The sequence below is a fragment of the Pseudomonas sp. 18-147 genome, from assembly GCF_051048045.1.
GTDB classification, from domain to species: domain Bacteria; phylum Pseudomonadota; class Gammaproteobacteria; order Pseudomonadales; family Pseudomonadaceae; genus Pseudomonas; species Pseudomonas aeruginosa.
Genome location: NZ_CP182296.1, coordinates 2,364,727 through 2,379,851, shown reverse-complemented (window position 1 = coordinate 2,379,851; position 15,125 = coordinate 2,364,727). Strand labels below are relative to the sequence as shown.

Here is a 15,125-nt window from a genome sequence, read left to right as displayed (position 1 = left end):
GCTCCGCGGTACAGGGATGCGCGCAGCAGTCTGCCACATTTCCGCGCGCGCTCCCGCCCCGCTATTCCGATGGGTACCAGCGCGGCGTGTAGACCCAGGCTTCGCCGTCGGCGCGCGGGAAGCTGCGGGTAGTGGACGAGCCGATGATCACCAGGGTGCGCATGTCCACCTGCTCCGCACGCAGCTCGCCCAGGGTGGTGCGCAGCAGGCGCTCACCGGGCCGCCCGATGTCGCGACCGAGCACCACCAGGGTCTGCGGCGAACGATGGCGGGCGACGATCTCCAGCGCCCGTCCCAGTTGCCAGGGCCGCGCCCGCGAGATCGGATTGTAGAAAGCCATCGCCAGGTCGGCGGCGCCGGCCAGGTCCAGGCGCCGCTCGATCACCTCCCAGGGCTTGAGGTTGTCGGACAGCGACAGCAGGCAGAAATCGTGGCCCAGAGGCGCCCCCGCCCTGGCCGCGGTGGCCAGGGCCGCCGAGACGCCAGGGAAGATCCGCAGCTCGACCGCGTCCCAGGCCGGCTCGCCAGCGCCATGCAGGGCTTCCAGCACCGCGGCGGCCATGGCGAACACGCCGGGGTCGCCGGACGATACCAGCACCACCGCCCTGCCCGTCGCCGCCAGTTCGAAGGCATGCCGGGCGCGCTGCAATTCCTCGCGGTTGTCGCTGCCATGCAGCACCTGTCCGGCGCGGAAGGGTCCGGCCATGTCGACGTAGGTCTGGTAGCCGAGGATGTCCTCGGCCTCGTCCAGTGCCCGCCGCGCCGCAGGCACCATCAGCTCGGCGCAGCCGGGCCCCAGGCCGATCACTGTGAGTCGGCCGCGACGCTGGCCGATGCGGTCCATCGCCAAGGGCGCGGCGGCCACCGCCAGCCGGTCGCCGACCTGCTCGGCGGCGGGCAAGGCCTGGCGCAGGCGCGCAGCGGGATCGGCCTGCGGCAGGAAGCGCAGCGGTACGCCGAGCGCATCGGCGGCGGCCTGCAGGCGCGGATCGGCCATCCGCGCGCTGTCGGCCAGCAAGCCGCCGAGCGCCGCCGCGGCCAGGCCGGCATCGACCAGCGCCTGGCGCACCGCGTCCGCCGCCGCGTCGGCAGGTTCGAGCGCCGCCAGCACGCAGCGCGGATGGATCAGCAGTTCCTCGGCCCGCGGCGCACGCGCCGAGGGCGTCACGTGAATCGCCAGCGCTGCCTCCGGGTCGCGCGGCAAACGGGCCGCGTCGAGCCAGTCGGCGGCACCCTCGACGCGCACCGGCTGGCCACCGAGCAAATCGGCAACGAAGCGCTTGCCCTGCTCCAGGTCGGTCAGGACATAACCGGCGGGCGGGTTGAGCACGCAGGTGCCGAAGCGCAGCTCGCCGCTGGTGGTGATCGCCGGCGCCACGGCCAGCACCTCGCCGATTTCCCGCGCCAGCCGGTTGACCCCGGCCAGCCCGCCGAGCAGCGGCACCACCGCGCTACCGTCCTCGGCCAGGGCCAGCACCGGCGGCTCCGCTCCCTTGCGTTGCAACAACGGCGCCAGGCTGCGAATGACGATGCCGGCGGCGCACAGGGCGACGATCGGGCGGTCGGCGCAATACAGTTCGCGCAGGGTGTCGCCGAAGTCCGTATAGGAACGGTCGGCCTCGACCCGCCCGGCGAGCCCGTGGACCAGCGCCCCGGGATAGCGCGCCTGGACCCGCCGCGCGGTATCCAGCGCGCCCTGGCCGAGGATGACGATGGCCGGAACCTGCTGGGCGTCACTCACCGCCGGCCCCTCCCTGCCACTTGTCGCCGGGGACGACGATCAGCGAGAAGTACGGCGAGGCCATCGGCTCCACCCGTTCCAACGGCACGATCCGCTGGTTGGCCATGGTCGCCCGCTCGACGTACAGCGCGCGGCGCTCGAGGCCAAGCTCGACCAGCACGCGGCGGACCTTGTCGAAATTGCGGCCGAGCTTCATCACCACCGCCGCGTCGGCATCCGCCAGGCGCCGGCGCAACTCCTCCTCGGGCAGCACTCCGGAGAGCACCGAGAGGCTCTGGTTGCGGTACACCAGCGGCGCACCGAGCACCGCCGCGCCGCCGAGCATCGAGCAGACGCCAGGCACCACTTCGCTTTCGTAGCGCGTCGCCAGGCGGTCGTGCAGGTACATGTAGGAACCGTAGAAGAACGGGTCGCCCTCGCAGATCACCGCCACGTCGCGGCCGGCGTCCAGGTGCGCGGCCAGCTGTTCGGCGGCGGTGTCGTAGAAATCGCTGATGATGGTCTCGTAGCACAGCGGCGGTTCCAGCTTCTCGGTGGTCACCGGGTAGACCAGCGGCAGGCGCACCTGGGCCTGGTCCAGGTGCGCCTCGATGATGCCGAAGGCGTTGCCCTTCTTGCCCTTGGCCACGAAATAGCCGACCACCGGCGCCGCGCGCAGCAGGCGCAGGGCCTTGAGGGTGATCAGTTCGGGATCGCCGGGCCCGACGCCCAGGCCCAGCAGGCGGCCCTTCACGACACTCATCATTCGCGCTCCGTGGCCAGGGCGTTCACCGCCGCGGCGGCCATGGCGCTGCCGCCACGGCGACCGCGGACGATCACGTAGGGCACCCCGCGGCTATCGGCGGCGAGCATCTCCTTGGATTCCGCGGCGCCGACGAAGCCGACCGGGAAGCCCAGGATCAGCGCCGGTTTCGGCGCGCCGGCGTCGAGCATTTCCAGCAGGTAGAACAGCGCGGTCGGCGCGTTGCCGATCACCACCACGCTGCCCTCCAGGTGCTCGCGCCAGTGCTCCAGGGCCACCGCCGAGCGGGTATTGCCGAGTTCCGTGGCGAGCGCCGGCACGTCCGCTTCGTTGAGGGTGCAGATCACCCGGTTGGCGGCGGGCAGCCGCGAGCGGGTCACGCCTTCGGCGACCATCCGCGCGTCGCAGAGGATCGCCGCGCCGGCGGCCAGCGCGGCGCGGCCGGCGGCGCCGGCGCCGGGCGAGAAGCGCAGGTCGTCGACCACGTCGACCATGCCGCAGGCGTGGATCACCCTGACCGCGAGCTTTTCAAGGTCGGCCGGGATGCCGGCGAGGTTCGCTTCGGCGCGGATGGTGGCGAACGACTGGCGATAGATCGCCTGGCCATCGCGGATGTAGTCAATCATGCGGGTTTTCCGGAAGTGGGCTGGGAAGGCAGGGCCGCCAGGTAGTCGGCGGCCGTGGCGAAAGTCAGGCGGCTGGCCAGCAACTGGCCGAATCCGGGGTGGCATGGGTCGTGCCGGTACAGGTCGTAGAACCCGCCGCTGCGCGCCAGCAGGGTGAGCGGCGCGCGGTGGGCGGCGGCGCAGGACCGTTCGCAGCCGCACAGGTGCAGTTGCGGCAGGTCGCTGCGCGGGCCGAGGCGTTCGGCCAGGCGCAAGGCGTCGCCCTTGGTGTCGGCCAGGCCCCTGGCGCAGGCGCTGGAACCGCTGCAGGCGATCAGCCGCGCCAACGGCGCATCGGGCTCGGTCAGCAGGCCGAGTCCGCGCAGGCCGAGCAGCGCCTGGTCGGCCTCGGCGTGCGCCAGGTTCGGCAGGAGCACGCTTTGCCAGGGGGTCAGGCGCAGGCTGCCGTCGCCATGGCGTTCGACCAGCTCGGCCAGGCCTTCCAGGCAAGCGCTGTCGAGCCGGCCGAGCGGCGCCGCCGCGCCGACCATCACCAGGCCCGGCTGGCGTTGCGGCTGGACGCCGAGATGACTCCACGGACGCCCCGGCGAACGCCGCCAGGCCGCCACCCGCTCGTCACGCCGCAGAGGGAAATCCAGGCGCGCCTGCAAGGCCTCCAGCAAGGGTTCTCCGGCCAGCTCCTGCAACAGGTGGCGCATTCGCGTCTGTTGCGGCTGGGCGCGCTCGAGGAACAGGTCGAGCAGCGCCAGCACCAGGGACTCGCCCCGCTCCGCCGGCAACGCCGCCAGGGGGCGGTCGCGGGCCGGGCAGCCGGCGAGTCCGAAGACCAGCGTCGCGGTCGGCGCCGCGGGCATCGGCGAGAGCCAGATGTCATGGGGATGTTCGAGCATCGCCAGGTCTTCGCCGCCGTCCAGCTGGATGGCGAACTTGGCCGACAGCGCGTGGTAGCGGCTGTCCGCCTGGAGCCGCAGCAACAGCCGAGCGGCCAGCGGGCGCACGTCCAGCGACAGGTGCGGATCGAGCCCGGCGGCCGGGCTGAGCATCAGGTTACGCACGTCGTCGGCGCCGGCCAGGGACTCATGCCGGGGACCGAGGCCGGCGTCCAGCAGGCGGCGGACAAGCCGCTCTTCCTCGCCGCGACGGACGCCGCGCAATTGCAGGTTGGAACGGTTGGTCGCCTCGATCACGCCGCTGGCGCAATCCCGCGCCGCGGCCGCCACGGCGCGTGCCTGGGCGGCGTCCAGGCGGCCGGCGTCGAGCTTGATGCGGCAGATGCCGCCGTCCAGCGCCTGGACGATACGCAGCAGGCCGGGACAGGGCGACGGACGTGGTACGGGCAGGGGCGCCGGGGTCTGGTCGTCGTTCAAAAACGCTACTCGAATCGGCGTCGCGGCGACCGCACCGCTGTCCCCCAGGGACAGACCACGGCATCGGTACACCCCGCCCGATGTTGGCACTCGCGACTGGTTTCGGCGGCAGGTCTCCTGGCTCGCAGCCCGGCGTTCCACCCGGGGGAGGAACCTCCGCTTCGCGCCGCCTTCCCGGTAATCCAGTGGCGAATGGCGCGAATACAGGCTGCATACAGTTGCGGGGGCAGCCACGGCTAGGCCCGGGCTTCGAAAAGACCGCGGCTCCGTGTTCCCTCTTCGGCCCTCGTTGGCCCCGCGCTAACGCGAAAGGGCCGGGCACCGACGAACGCGCTATTATGCCGCCCAGCCCGGGGCCGGGAAAACCCATTCCGTCCGGAAGCCGTCGCGGGCCCTTCACAGACGCATTTCAGGAGTATCGGAACCGTGTCATCGGCAGACTCGACGCCGCCCTGGCTGACCCTGGTGGGCATCGGCGAGGACGGTTATCCCGGCCTCGGCAAGCAGGCCCGGCGTGCCCTGCTGCAAGCCAGCCGGATCGTCGGCGCGGCGCGCCAGCTGGAACTGCTGCCGCCGTGCATCGGCGCCGCCCGCGAAACCTGGCCGACGCCGTTCTCCCTGGAACCATTGCTGGCCCGGCGCGGCCAGCCGACCTGCGTGCTGGCCAGCGGCGACCCGATGCTGTTCGGCGTCGGCGCCAGTCTCGCCCGGCAACTGCTGGCGACCGAACTGCGGGTCCTGCCGGCGCCCTCCTCCCTCTCGCTGGCCGCCGCCCGCCTCGGCTGGGCCCTGCAGGAGGTCGCCTGCCTGTCGCTGGTGGCGCGCCCGCTGGCGGCGCTGCAGGCACAGGTCCACGACGGCCGGCGCCTGCTGGTCCTCAGCAACGACGGCGACAGCCCGGCCGCCATCGCCCGCCTGTTGAACGCCCGTGGCTTCGGCGCCAGTCGCCTGAGCGTGCTGGAACACCTCGGCGGGCCGCTCGAGCGCCGTCTCGACGGCCTCGCCGGCGACTGGTCGCTGCCGCGCGCCGCCGATCTCAACCTGGTGGCGGTGGAATGCCGCGCCGGCGCCGGCGCCGTGCGCCTGCCGCTGACCCCGGGCCTGGCCGACGAGGCCTATCGCCACGACGGCCAGTTGACCAAGCGCGACGTCCGCGCCGTGACCCTGGCGCGCCTGGCGCCCTGCCCCGGCGAGCTGCTCTGGGACGTCGGCGCCGGTTGCGGCTCCATCGGCATCGAATGGATGCGCGCGCACCCCAGTTGCCGGGCGATCGCCATCGAAGCCAACGACGAGCGCCAGGAACATATCCGCCACAACCGCGACGCCCTAGGCGTACCGACCCTGCACCTGGTCGCCGGCAGCGCCCCGGAGGCGCTGCTGGAACTGCCCGAGCCGGACGCCATCTTCATCGGCGGCGGGGTCACCGCCGAGGGCGTGCTGGAAACCTGCTGGAAGCGCCTGCGGCCCGGCGGCCGCCTGCTCGCCAACGCGGTCACCCTGCAGAGCGAACGGGTGCTGCTCGACTGGCAGCAACGCCTGGGTGGCGACCTCACCCGCCTCGGCGTCGCCCACGCGCGACCGCTGGGCGGTTTCGACACCTGGCGCCAGGCCTTGCCGATCACCCTGCTGGAATTGCGCAAGCCCGCCGCCAGGAAGCCTCCCCGCGATGCGTGAGGAAACCCCCGAGCAGCCCGCGCCGTTGCGCAGCGGCTACACCACCGGCAGTTGCGCCACCGCCACCAGCCTGGCGGCGGCGCGCCTGCTGCTGGGCGGCACGATCAGCGACGCGGTGCAGATCGTCCTGCCCAAGGGCCAGCAGGTGCTGATGCGCCTGGAATTCTGCCGCGCCTGGGAAAACGGCGCGGAAGCCGGCACCCTCAAGGATGCCGGCGACGATCCCGACGTCACCCATGGCGCCCTGGTGTTCGCCCGGGTGCGCCTGAGCGCCGAGCCTGGCGTGCGCTTCCATGCCGGCCCCGGGGTCGGTACGGTGACCCGCCCGGGGCTGACCCTGGCGGTCGGCGAGCCGGCGATCAATCCGGTGCCGCGACAGATGATCGAACGCCACCTCGCCCAGCTCGCCGCCGAACGGGGCTACGCCGGCGGCTTCGAGGTCGCCATCGGCGTGGAGGGCGGCGCCGAGCTGGCGCTGAAGACCATGAACCCGCGCCTGGGCATCCTCGGCGGGCTGTCGATCCTCGGCACCAGCGGCATCGTCCGGCCGTTCTCCTGCTCGGCCTATATCGCCTCGATCCATCAGGGCATCGATGTCGCTCGCGCCAACGGCGTCCGTCACATCGCCGCCTGTACCGGCAACGCCAGCGAGGACGCCATGCGCCGGCGCTATGCGCTGCCGGAGATCGCCCTGATCGAGATGGGCGACTTCGCCGGCGCGGTGCTCAAGCACCTGCGCAGGGCGCCGGTGGAAAAGCTCAGCCTGTGCGGCGGCTTCGGCAAGATCAGCAAGCTCGCCGGCGGCCACCTCGACCTGCACAGCCGCCATTCCAGCATCGACCTGCCGCAATTGGCCGGCTGGGCCGCCGCGCTCGGTGCCAGCACCGCGCTACAGGACAGCATGCGCGCCGCCAACACCAGCCAGCAGGCGCTGGCCCAGGCACACGCCGAAGGCGTGGCCCTGGGCGATGCGGTCTGCGCCCACGCCCTGCGCTTCGCCCGCGGCATCGTGCCCACCGAGGTGGCGCTGGAAGTCTTCGCCATCGACCGCCAGGGCAACCTGGTCGGCCAGGCCTGCGAGGAGCGCCGATGAAGCGCCTGTTGCTGCTCGGCGGGATCGGTGAGGCCCTGGCCCTCGCCCGCCGGCTCGGTCCGGCGCATCTCTACAGCCTCGCCGGGCTGGGCAAGGTGCCCGGCGACCTGGCCTGCCGGGTCCGGGTCGGCGGCTACGGCGGCGCCGAAGGGCTGGCGGCGTTCATCGACGAGCAGGGCTTCGACCTGCTGGTGGACGCCACCCACCCCTACGCCGCACGGATCAGCCAGAACGCCGTGCGCGCCGCGCGACTGGCCGGAGTGCCCTGCTGGGCGCTGCGCCGGCCCGGCTGGCAGGCCGGGCCCGGCGACGACTGGCGCGAGGTAGCCGACTGGCGCGAGCTGATCGCCGCCCTCGCACCCTTCCGCCGTCCGCTGTTCACCCTCGGCCGCGAACCGCTGGAGCATCTCGGCCAGGTCCCGCCGCACCAGCACTGGACCGTGCGCTGCCTGCAAGGCCAGCCGGCCGCGCCGCGCGCCAAGGTGATCGGCGCGCGCGGGCCGTTCAGCCTGGATGGCGAACGGGCGTTGTTCGAGCGCCTCGCCTGCGACGTGCTGGTGAGCAAGAACAGCGGTAGCCAGGCCACCGAGCCGAAGCTCCAGGTGGCGCGGGAAATGGGCCTGCCGGTGCTGGTCCTGGCGCGCCCGGCGCTGCCGCCGGCGGACCGCGAGTTCGCCGACGGCGAGGCGCTGCTGACGGCGATCCGCGATTGGGAAAGCGCCTGAAGCGAACGCCCACCCACTCGCTGCGACCTGTCCCGCCTCCGTCTCCGGCGCCGCTCACGCCGCGCTGAGATGCTCGTAGAGAATGGTCGCGCCGACCAGGATCAGCACCACCCCGCCGACCATCTCCGCGCGCTTGCCGGTCACCGCGCCGAGCGCCCGGCCGAGCATGGTGCCGAGGGTGACCATGGTCATGGTGGCCAGGCCGATGGCACCGGCGGCGAGGAAGATGTTGACGTCGACGAAGGCCAGGCCGACGCCCACCGCCAGCGCGTCGATGCTGGTGGCCAGCGCCGTCACCGCGAGAATCCAGAACGAATGCTGGCCGGGCTTTTCCTGTTCCGTCTCATGATCCGCGCGCAGGCCGTTGTGGATCATGTGCAGGCCGAGCAGCACCAGCAGGACGAAGGCGATCCAGTGATCCCAGTCGGCGACGAACTGGCTGGCGGCCTGGCCAAGCAGCCAGCCGACCAGAGGGGTGATGGCCTCGATCACGCCGAAGATTATCCCGGTGCGCAACGCCTCCGACAGGCGCGGCCGATCCAGGCTGGAGCCCTTGCCGATGGCCGCGGCGAAGGCATCGGTGGACATGGCGAAGGCGAGGAAGATCAGGGAAACGGGATTCACGCGGATACTCCAGCCGGGCATGAGTCAACGACATGACCCCGCGGCCCGGCTTCGGCGCAGGAATGTCGTTGGTCTCACCAATCCGGTTGGATGCGCTGGCCATGGCAGGTTGCCAAGAATGTTGACCAGCGCGCCGTCAACGGGTGACGGCAGGCTACTCCCCAAGGAAGGCCGGCAGCATAGCAGGCCGGCGTGAAGAAAATGTGATGACCCGGGAAGCTGCGCCAGGGCGTGGGGTCCGGCGAAGAAAGACTGCACAAGCGAATTGTTATAGTATAACATTTTATTCAATCCAGATCGTTCAAGGCTTGACTGGAAACGGTGCGGATGTTCCCATCCGGCCCGTTCCAGGTGCCTCCTGCCGCCGCGCAGGAGGTGAAACGGGAAGCCGGTGCGTCACTTCGGTGATCAGTCCGGCGCTGCCCCCGCAACGGTAAGCGAGCGAAATCCTCTTCAGGCCACTGTGCTCCAGCATGGGAAGGCGAGGATTTCACGACCCTCGCAAGCCCGGAGACCGGCCTGCAACGCCCTGTTGGCACACCCGCGGTGGGCGGGAGCGAGCCGGTTGTTCGAGGCGCTGTCGCGCCTGCGATTTCCTGCGCGTTCCGTCCTGCCCGGTCATGAGATGGAACGCCCATGCCCCGCTTCAGCCGTTTGCGCACCGAGCCTTTCGCCCTCGGCCTCTCCACCAGCCTGCTGCTGGTACCGCCCGCCCTCGCCGAAACCGAGGAAGCCGCCCTCGCCCTGCCCAGCCAGTTGGTCAGCGTTCGCCAGGATCCCGCCGAACTCGACCACATCGACCTCGCCACTCCGGTCAGTGCCGGTTCGCGCCTGGGCCTCAGCGCCCTGGACACCCCGGCGAGCACCAGCAGCATCAGCGGCGAGGAAGTTCGCCGACGCAACAACCCCAGCGTCCAGGCCGCCGTTACCCGCAGCCCCGGCATCAGCTTCATCGGCACCCCCGGAGATGGCGGTACCGGCCTCTCGGCGCGCGGCTTCAGCGGCCATGCATCGGTGATGCAACTGTTCGACGGCACGCGCCTGTACACCGGCATGGGCACGGTGAACTTCCCCAGCGATCCGTGGATGGTCGAGCGCATCGACGTGATCCGCGGCCCGGCCTCGGTGCTGTACGGCGAAGGCGCCACCGGCGCGGTGATCAACGTGGTGCCGAAGAAGCCTTTCGCCGGCGAGATCCGCAACCACCTGCGCCTCGGCTACGGCTCCTACGACAACCGCCAGTTGGCCCTGGACAGCGGCGGCTCGCTGACCGACAGCCTCAGCTACCGGCTCAACCTGAACCAGCAGCAGAGCCACGGCTGGATCGACCGTGGCGACTCGCGCAACCTGGGCATCAGCGCGGCGCTGCGCTGGCAGGCCAGCGACGATCTGGCCTTCACCCTCGCCCACGACTATGGCGACCAGGAGCCGATGAACGACTTCGGCACCCCGCTGGTCGGCGGCAAGTACCACAAGCGCCTGCGCGAGAAGAACTACAACGTGCGCAACGACGTGCAGCGCTACAACGACCAGTGGACCCGCCTGACCAGCGACTGGAGCCTTTCCGACAGCGTCACCGCGAGCAACCAGCTGTACTACATCAAGGCCCGCCGCCACTGGCGCAACGCCGAAACCTACGAATGGGACGTCCCGCGCGAAGAGCTGTTGCGCAAGGACTACCTGCGCATCAGCCACGAGCAGGAGCAGATCGGCGACCGCCAGACCTTCGCCTTCCAGCACGCCCTGTTCGGCCTCGACAGCCGCACCCTGGTCGGCGCCGAGTACAACCGCATCCGCTTCCGCCTGACCAACAACATATCGCCCTATACCGATGTCGGCGGCGACTACATCGACCCCTGGCATCCCGCGCCCGGCTACTTCGAAAGCCGCTCGCCCTACCGGCCGCACTCGCGCAGCCAGACCCGCACCTTCGCCCTGTTCGCCGAGAACCGCCTGCAGCTCAACGAGCGCCTGTCGCTGGTGACCGGGGTGCGCCGCGACCAGAACCATATCGACCGCGACGACCTGCTCACCGGCACCCGCAGCGACCGCAGCCTGCAGGGCGGCAACTGGCGCGCCGGGCTGGTCTTCGCGCTGACCCCGGAACTGTCGCTGTACGGCCAGTACTCCACCAGCGAAGACGGTGTGAGCAACCTGATCACCCTCAACGCGGCCCAGCAGCAAATGGACCTGACCCACTCGAAGCAGACCGAGGTCGGCCTCAAGCAACTGTTCCCGGACGGTCGCGGCGAATGGACCCTGGCCGCCTACCATATCGTCAAGAAGAAGCTGCTCAGCGCCAACCCGCTGCCGCCGCACGACGCGCAGCAGGTCGGCCAGCAGAGTTCGGACGGCCTGGAGGCCAGCCTGGAATTGAACCTGGCCCAGGACTGGCGGCTGTCAGCGAACGCCGCGCTGGTGCGTGCCGAATACGACGACTTCGACGAAACGATCGACAAGCAGACCTACTCGCGCAACGGCAACCGCCCCAGGAACGTGCCACGGCGCACCGCCAACCTCTGGCTGGACAAGTCCTTCGCCGAGACCCTGCGCGTCGGCGCCGGGCTGCGCTACGTCGACCGGCGCTACGCCGACGCCGCCAACCAGGCCAGCCTGCCCGGCTACACGGTGGTCGACGCCAACCTGGGCTGGCGGGTACGGCCGGACCTGACCCTCGGCCTTGAGCTGTACAACCTGTTCGACCGCCAGTACGCCCTGGCTGACAACAACAACGGCCAGCAATGGATCATGGGCCAGCCGCGCTCGTTCAACGTCACCGCCGACTTCAGTTTCTGAAGCCGGCACCGCGGCAATCGTCTCTGCTGAACCACCGGACCTGCGAGTAGCCATGTCGTCCCTTCACCTCGATGCCCTGCACTGGTCGCCCGACGCCTCCACCGAGTTGCTGCGCGGCGTGCACCTGGAAGTCCCGGCCGGCAGCTTCGTCGGCCTGATCGGCCCCAACGGCAGCGGCAAGACCAGCCTGCTGCGCTGCGCCTTCCGCTATGCGCGACCGCAGCGCGGCCGGGTGGTGCTCGACGGCGACGACCTCTGGCGCCAGCCGCCGCGCTGGGCCGCCCGGCGTATCGCGGTGGTGTTGCAGGAGTTCCCCGAGGACTTCGGCCTTGCCGTCGAGGACGTGGTCGCCATGGGCCGCACGCCGCACAAGGGCCTGTTCGACGGCCACGGCGCGGACGACCGCCAGCGGGTCCGCCAGGCGCTGCTCCAGGTCGGTCTCGAAGGGCGTGCCGCGAGCCCCTTCGCCAGCCTCTCCGGTGGCGAGAAGCAGCGCGCCCTGCTGGCTCGCGCGCTGGTCCAGGAACCGCGCCTGCTGATCCTCGACGAACCGACCAACCACCTCGACCCGCGCTACCAGCTGGAGCTTCTGCGCCTGCTGCGCGGCCTCGGCCTGAGCACCCTGGCGAGCTTCCACGACCTCAACCTGGCGGCGGCCTTCTGCGACCGCCTCTACGTGCTCGACGGCGGGCGCATCGTCGCCCAGGGCACGCCGACCGAGGTGCTCGACGCCGACCTGCTGTGGCGGGTGTTCGGCGTCCGCGCCCTGGTCGACCGCCACCCCCTCGCCGACCACCCGCGCCTGACCTGGATTACCCAAGCATGAAGCACCCGATCCTGCACCACCTGCTGCTCGGCGCCCTGCTCGCCTGCGCCGATGCCGCGCTGGCCGAGCGCTACCCGCTCAGCGTGCGCAGCTGCGAGCGCGAAGTGACGTTCGAGCGCGCGCCGTCGCGCGCAGTCAGCCACGACATCAACCTCACCGAGATGATGGTCGCCCTCGGTCTGCAGACGCGCATGGTCGGCTATACCGGCATCAGCGGCTGGTGGAAGAATGCCGATCCCGGATTGATCGCCGCGCTCAAGCCGCTGCCCGAGCTGGTGGCGCGCTACCCCACGGCGGAAACCCTGCTCGATGTCGACGCCGACTTCTTCTTCGCCGGTTGGGGCTACGGCATGCGCGTCGGCGGCGACCTCACTCCGGCCAGCCTGGAGCCGCTGGGGGTGAAGGTCTACGAGCTGAGCGAATCCTGCGCGCAGATCGGCGAGCCGCGCCGCGCCAGCCTCGACGAGCTGTACCGCGACCTGCGCAACCTGGGACGGATCTTCGACGTCGAACCGCGCGCCGAGCGCCTGGTCGCCAGCCTCCAGGCACGCATCGAGCGCGCCCGCGCCGGCATCCCGGCGAACACCGAGGCGCCGCGGGTGTTCCTCTACGACAGCGGCGAGGACCGCCCCTTCACCTCTGGCCGCCTGGGCATGCCGCAGGCGCTGATCGAGGCCGCCGGCGGCCGCAGCGTGACCGACGACGTGGCGGCCAGTTGGACCCAGGTCAACTGGGAAAGCGTGGTCGCCCGCGATCCGCAGGTCATCGTCATCGTCGACTACGGCGAGACCAGCGCCGCGCAGAAGCAGCGCTTCCTCGAAGAGAACCCGGCGCTGCGCAGCCTGACCGCGATCCGCGAGCGACGCTTCATCGTCCTGCCCTATAACCAGGCCACGCCGGGCATCGGCAACGCCGCGGCGATAGAAACCCTGGTCGCCGGCCTCCACCCTCGGGCGCCACGTCCATGACCCTGTTCCGCAGCCCTCGCGCCTATTGCCTGTTGCTGGGCAGCCTGGTCATGTTGCTCGGCCTGTCCTGCGTGGTCGCCCTCGGCTTCGGTCCGGCGCGACTGGACAGCGGCCTGGTCGGCCGCATCGTCCTCCAGCGCCTGTTCGGCGTGGCGGCGGAGCCCGGTGCCTGGAGCGCCGGCCAGGAGCACATCGTCTGGCTGATCCGCGCCCCACGGGTACTGCTCGGCGCCTGCGTCGGCGCCGGCCTGGCGCTGGTGGGAGCGGCCCTGCAGGCGGTCACGCGCAATCCGCTGGCCGATCCGCACCTGCTCGGCGCCACCTCCGGCGCGACCCTCGGCGCGGTGTTGGTGGTGCTCTACATCGGCGAGGTGATCGGCCTGCTGACCCTGCCGCTGGCGGCCTTCCTCGGCGCCCTCGGCAGCATGCTGCTGGTGCTCGGCGTGGCCAGTCGCGGCGGCCGCCTGGGCAGCGACCGGCTGTTGCTGGCGGGGGTCGCGGTGTCGTTCGTGCTCCTGGCGCTGGCCAACCTGCTGCTGTTCCTCGGCGACCACCGCGCCGCCTCCTCTGTGCTGTTCTGGATGCTCGGCGGCCTCGGCCTGGCGCGCTGGTCGTTGATCTGGCTGCCGGCGCTGTGCGTGGCCGGCGGCCTGCTGGTACTGCTCGGGCTGGGCCGTGCGCTGAACGCGCTGATGGCCGGCGAACAGACCGCCGTGACCCTCGGCCTGGACGCCCGTCGCGTACGCCTGTGGGTCTTCGTCTGCTGCTCGCTGCTGACCGGCGTGCTGGTCTCGGTGAGCGGCGCCATCGGCTTCGTCGGTCTCATGCTGCCGCACGCCGCGCGCCTGCTGGTGGGTGCCGAGCACCGCCGACTGCTGCCGGTGTGCGCCCTGCTCGGCGCGCTGTTCCTGGTCTGGATGGATGTCGCCGCGCGTACCCTGATCGCCCCCCAGGACCTGCCCATCGGCATCGCCACCGCGGCCATCGGCGGGCTGTTCTTCATTCTCCTGCTGCGTCGCCGCAGCTGATCAGAACAGATCCAGCGGGATCTTCAGGTAACGCACCCCGTTGCCTTCCACCGGCGGCAGGTTGCCGCCGCGCATGTTGACCTGGATCGCCGGCAGCATCAGGGTCGGCATGCCGAGGGTGGCATCGCGCTGCTGGCGCATGGCGACGAACGCCTCCTCGTCGACGCCTTCGCGGACGTGCACGTTGTGCCGGCGCTGCTCGCCGACGCTGGTTTCGCAGCGGTGCTCGTCGCGGCCGGGAGCCGTGTAGTCGTGGCACATGAACAGGCGGGTCGCGTCGGGTAGCGCGAACAGGCGCTGGATCGAGCGATACAGCTGGCGCGCGTCGCCGCCGGGGAAATCGCAGCGGGCGGTGCCGTAGTCGGGCATGAACAGGGTATCGCCGACGAAGGCGCTGTCGCCGACCAGGTAGGTCATGCACGCCGGGGTATGCCCCGGGGTATGCAGCGCGCGGCATTCCAGGGCGCCGATGCGGAACGACTCGCCGTCCTCGAACAGGTGCTCGAACTGGCGGCCGTCCACCGGGAACGCCTCGCCGAGGTTGAACAGGCCGGAGAATTTCGCCTGCACCTGGGTGATTCGCGCGCCGATGGCCAGGCACCCGCCCAGTTCGCGCTGCAGGAAGATGGCCGCCGACAGGTGGTCGGCGTGCACGTGGGTCTCCAGCAGCCATTCCACCTGCAGGTCGTGCTGGCGAACGTGGGCGATCAGGCGTTCGGCGCTGGCATGGCTGGTGCGCCCGGCGGCCGGGTCGTAGTCGAGCACCGGGTCGACGATGGCGCAGGCGCGGCTGGACGGGTCGCGCACCACGTAGCTGTAGGTGGAGGTGGCCGGGTCGAAGAAGGCAGTGATGTCGGGTTTCAACATGGAGGTTCCTTGCGCGGCGTGCTGACGGCGACCGCGCCATGGCTACGG

At 71.0% G+C, this 15,125-nt stretch carries 13 protein-coding genes and 3 riboswitches; of the genes, 7 read left to right on the top strand and 6 right to left on the bottom strand.

Annotated elements, in window-relative coordinates:
* Nucleotides 1-61 precede the first annotated feature (61 nt).
* From cobJ to cobG, 4 genes are read right to left on the bottom strand one after another with little or no spacing between them, the layout of a single operon-like run.
* Nucleotides 62-1,741, bottom strand: a complete 1,680-nt coding sequence (gene cobJ / locus ACM0M4_RS11460) for a precorrin-3B C(17)-methyltransferase (protein ID WP_031756751.1) — start codon at nt 1,739-1,741, stop codon at nt 62-64.
* Nucleotides 1,734-2,486 carry a precorrin-2 C(20)-methyltransferase gene (locus ACM0M4_RS11455; protein ID WP_003091011.1) on the bottom strand — a complete coding sequence of 251 codons (753 nt, stop codon included), beginning with the start codon at nt 2,484-2,486 and terminating at the stop codon, nt 1,734-1,736. Before ACM0M4_RS11455 ends, cobJ begins: the two co-directional genes overlap by 8 nt.
* On the bottom strand, nt 2,483-3,109 hold the full coding sequence (locus ACM0M4_RS11450; RefSeq protein ID WP_003107929.1) for a precorrin-8X methylmutase: 627 nt from the start codon (nt 3,107-3,109) through the stop codon (nt 2,483-2,485). The genes ACM0M4_RS11455 and ACM0M4_RS11450 overlap by 4 nt, the downstream gene beginning before the upstream one ends.
* A complete protein-coding gene (gene cobG, locus ACM0M4_RS11445; RefSeq protein WP_283859780.1) occupies nt 3,106-4,476 on the bottom strand; it encodes a precorrin-3B synthase in 1,371 nt (456 codons plus the stop codon). The genes ACM0M4_RS11450 and cobG overlap by 4 nt, the downstream gene beginning before the upstream one ends.
* A gap of 90 nt (nt 4,477-4,566) precedes the next feature.
* Nucleotides 4,567-4,817, bottom strand: a riboswitch (cobalamin riboswitch).
* Between the two features lie 85 nt (nt 4,818-4,902).
* Here cobG and ACM0M4_RS11440 point away from each other — a divergent pair.
* Genes ACM0M4_RS11440 through ACM0M4_RS11430 form a run of 3 tightly spaced genes read left to right on the top strand, consistent with a single transcriptional unit; the run spans nt 4,903 to nt 7,968 of the window.
* Complete coding sequence (locus ACM0M4_RS11440) at nt 4,903-6,150, top strand: bifunctional cobalt-precorrin-7 (C(5))-methyltransferase/cobalt-precorrin-6B (C(15))-methyltransferase (RefSeq protein WP_016253211.1); 1,248 nt, start codon at nt 4,903-4,905, stop codon at nt 6,148-6,150.
* Nucleotides 6,143-7,243 (top strand): cobalt-precorrin-5B (C(1))-methyltransferase, encoded by a 1,101-nt coding sequence (locus ACM0M4_RS11435; RefSeq protein ID WP_003114022.1) that lies wholly within the window; start codon nt 6,143-6,145, stop codon nt 7,241-7,243. Before ACM0M4_RS11440 ends, ACM0M4_RS11435 begins: the two co-directional genes overlap by 8 nt.
* Nucleotides 7,240-7,968 (top strand): cobalt-precorrin-6A reductase, encoded by a 729-nt coding sequence (locus ACM0M4_RS11430; protein WP_016253210.1) that lies wholly within the window; start codon nt 7,240-7,242, stop codon nt 7,966-7,968. The genes ACM0M4_RS11435 and ACM0M4_RS11430 overlap by 4 nt, the downstream gene beginning before the upstream one ends.
* A gap of 54 nt (nt 7,969-8,022) precedes the next feature.
* On the opposite strand, the gene mntP is transcribed toward ACM0M4_RS11430, so the two are convergent.
* Nucleotides 8,023-8,592 carry a manganese efflux pump MntP gene (gene mntP / locus ACM0M4_RS11425; protein ID WP_003122506.1) on the bottom strand — a complete coding sequence of 190 codons (570 nt, stop codon included), beginning with the start codon at nt 8,590-8,592 and terminating at the stop codon, nt 8,023-8,025.
* A gap of 6 nt (nt 8,593-8,598) precedes the next feature.
* Nucleotides 8,599-8,767: riboswitch (yybP-ykoY riboswitch) on the bottom strand.
* A gap of 157 nt (nt 8,768-8,924) precedes the next feature.
* Nucleotides 8,925-9,129, top strand: a riboswitch (cobalamin riboswitch).
* Nucleotides 9,130-9,228: 99 nt separating this feature from the next.
* On the opposite strand from mntP, the gene ACM0M4_RS11420 reads away from it, so the two are divergent.
* From ACM0M4_RS11420 to ACM0M4_RS11405, 4 genes are read left to right on the top strand one after another with little or no spacing between them, the layout of a single operon-like run.
* Nucleotides 9,229-11,388 carry a TonB-dependent receptor gene (locus ACM0M4_RS11420; RefSeq protein ID WP_015649119.1) on the top strand — a complete coding sequence of 720 codons (2,160 nt, stop codon included), beginning with the start codon at nt 9,229-9,231 and terminating at the stop codon, nt 11,386-11,388.
* A gap of 52 nt (nt 11,389-11,440) precedes the next feature.
* A complete protein-coding gene (locus ACM0M4_RS11415) occupies nt 11,441-12,214 on the top strand; it encodes an ABC transporter ATP-binding protein (RefSeq protein WP_003091019.1) in 774 nt (257 codons plus the stop codon).
* Nucleotides 12,211-13,182, top strand: a complete 972-nt coding sequence (locus ACM0M4_RS11410; protein ID WP_003118070.1) for an ABC transporter substrate-binding protein — start codon at nt 12,211-12,213, stop codon at nt 13,180-13,182. The genes ACM0M4_RS11415 and ACM0M4_RS11410 overlap by 4 nt, the downstream gene beginning before the upstream one ends.
* Nucleotides 13,179-14,210, top strand: a complete 1,032-nt coding sequence (locus tag ACM0M4_RS11405) for a FecCD family ABC transporter permease (protein WP_003101425.1) — start codon at nt 13,179-13,181, stop codon at nt 14,208-14,210. The genes ACM0M4_RS11410 and ACM0M4_RS11405 overlap by 4 nt, the downstream gene beginning before the upstream one ends.
* Here the strand turns inward: ACM0M4_RS11405 and ACM0M4_RS11400 are convergent, their stop codons facing one another.
* Complete coding sequence (locus ACM0M4_RS11400; RefSeq protein WP_003101427.1) at nt 14,211-15,077, bottom strand: MBL fold metallo-hydrolase; 867 nt, start codon at nt 15,075-15,077, stop codon at nt 14,211-14,213.
* Nucleotides 15,078-15,125: the final 48 nt, after the last annotated feature.

What these genes read in the sequence shown, in the direction of transcription:
- ACM0M4_RS11455 (WP_003091011.1), bottom strand. Translation starts at nt 2,486, where the DNA reads ATGATGAGTGTCGTGAAGGGCCGCCTGCTGGGCCTGGGCGTCGGGCCC.
- ACM0M4_RS11450 (WP_003107929.1), bottom strand. Translation starts at nt 3,109, where the DNA reads ATGATTGACTACATCCGCGATGGCCAGGCGATCTATCGCCAGTCGTTC.
- ACM0M4_RS11435 (WP_003114022.1), top strand. Translation starts at nt 6,143, where the DNA reads ATGCGTGAGGAAACCCCCGAGCAGCCCGCGCCGTTGCGCAGCGGCTAC.
- ACM0M4_RS11430 (WP_016253210.1), top strand. Translation starts at nt 7,240, where the DNA reads ATGAAGCGCCTGTTGCTGCTCGGCGGGATCGGTGAGGCCCTGGCCCTC.
- ACM0M4_RS11420 (WP_015649119.1), top strand. Translation starts at nt 9,229, where the DNA reads ATGCCCCGCTTCAGCCGTTTGCGCACCGAGCCTTTCGCCCTCGGCCTC.
- ACM0M4_RS11415 (WP_003091019.1), top strand. Translation starts at nt 11,441, where the DNA reads ATGTCGTCCCTTCACCTCGATGCCCTGCACTGGTCGCCCGACGCCTCC.
- ACM0M4_RS11410 (WP_003118070.1), top strand. Translation starts at nt 12,211, where the DNA reads ATGAAGCACCCGATCCTGCACCACCTGCTGCTCGGCGCCCTGCTCGCC.
- ACM0M4_RS11405 (WP_003101425.1), top strand. Translation starts at nt 13,179, where the DNA reads ATGACCCTGTTCCGCAGCCCTCGCGCCTATTGCCTGTTGCTGGGCAGC.
- ACM0M4_RS11400 (WP_003101427.1), bottom strand. Translation starts at nt 15,077, where the DNA reads ATGTTGAAACCCGACATCACTGCCTTCTTCGACCCGGCCACCTCCACC.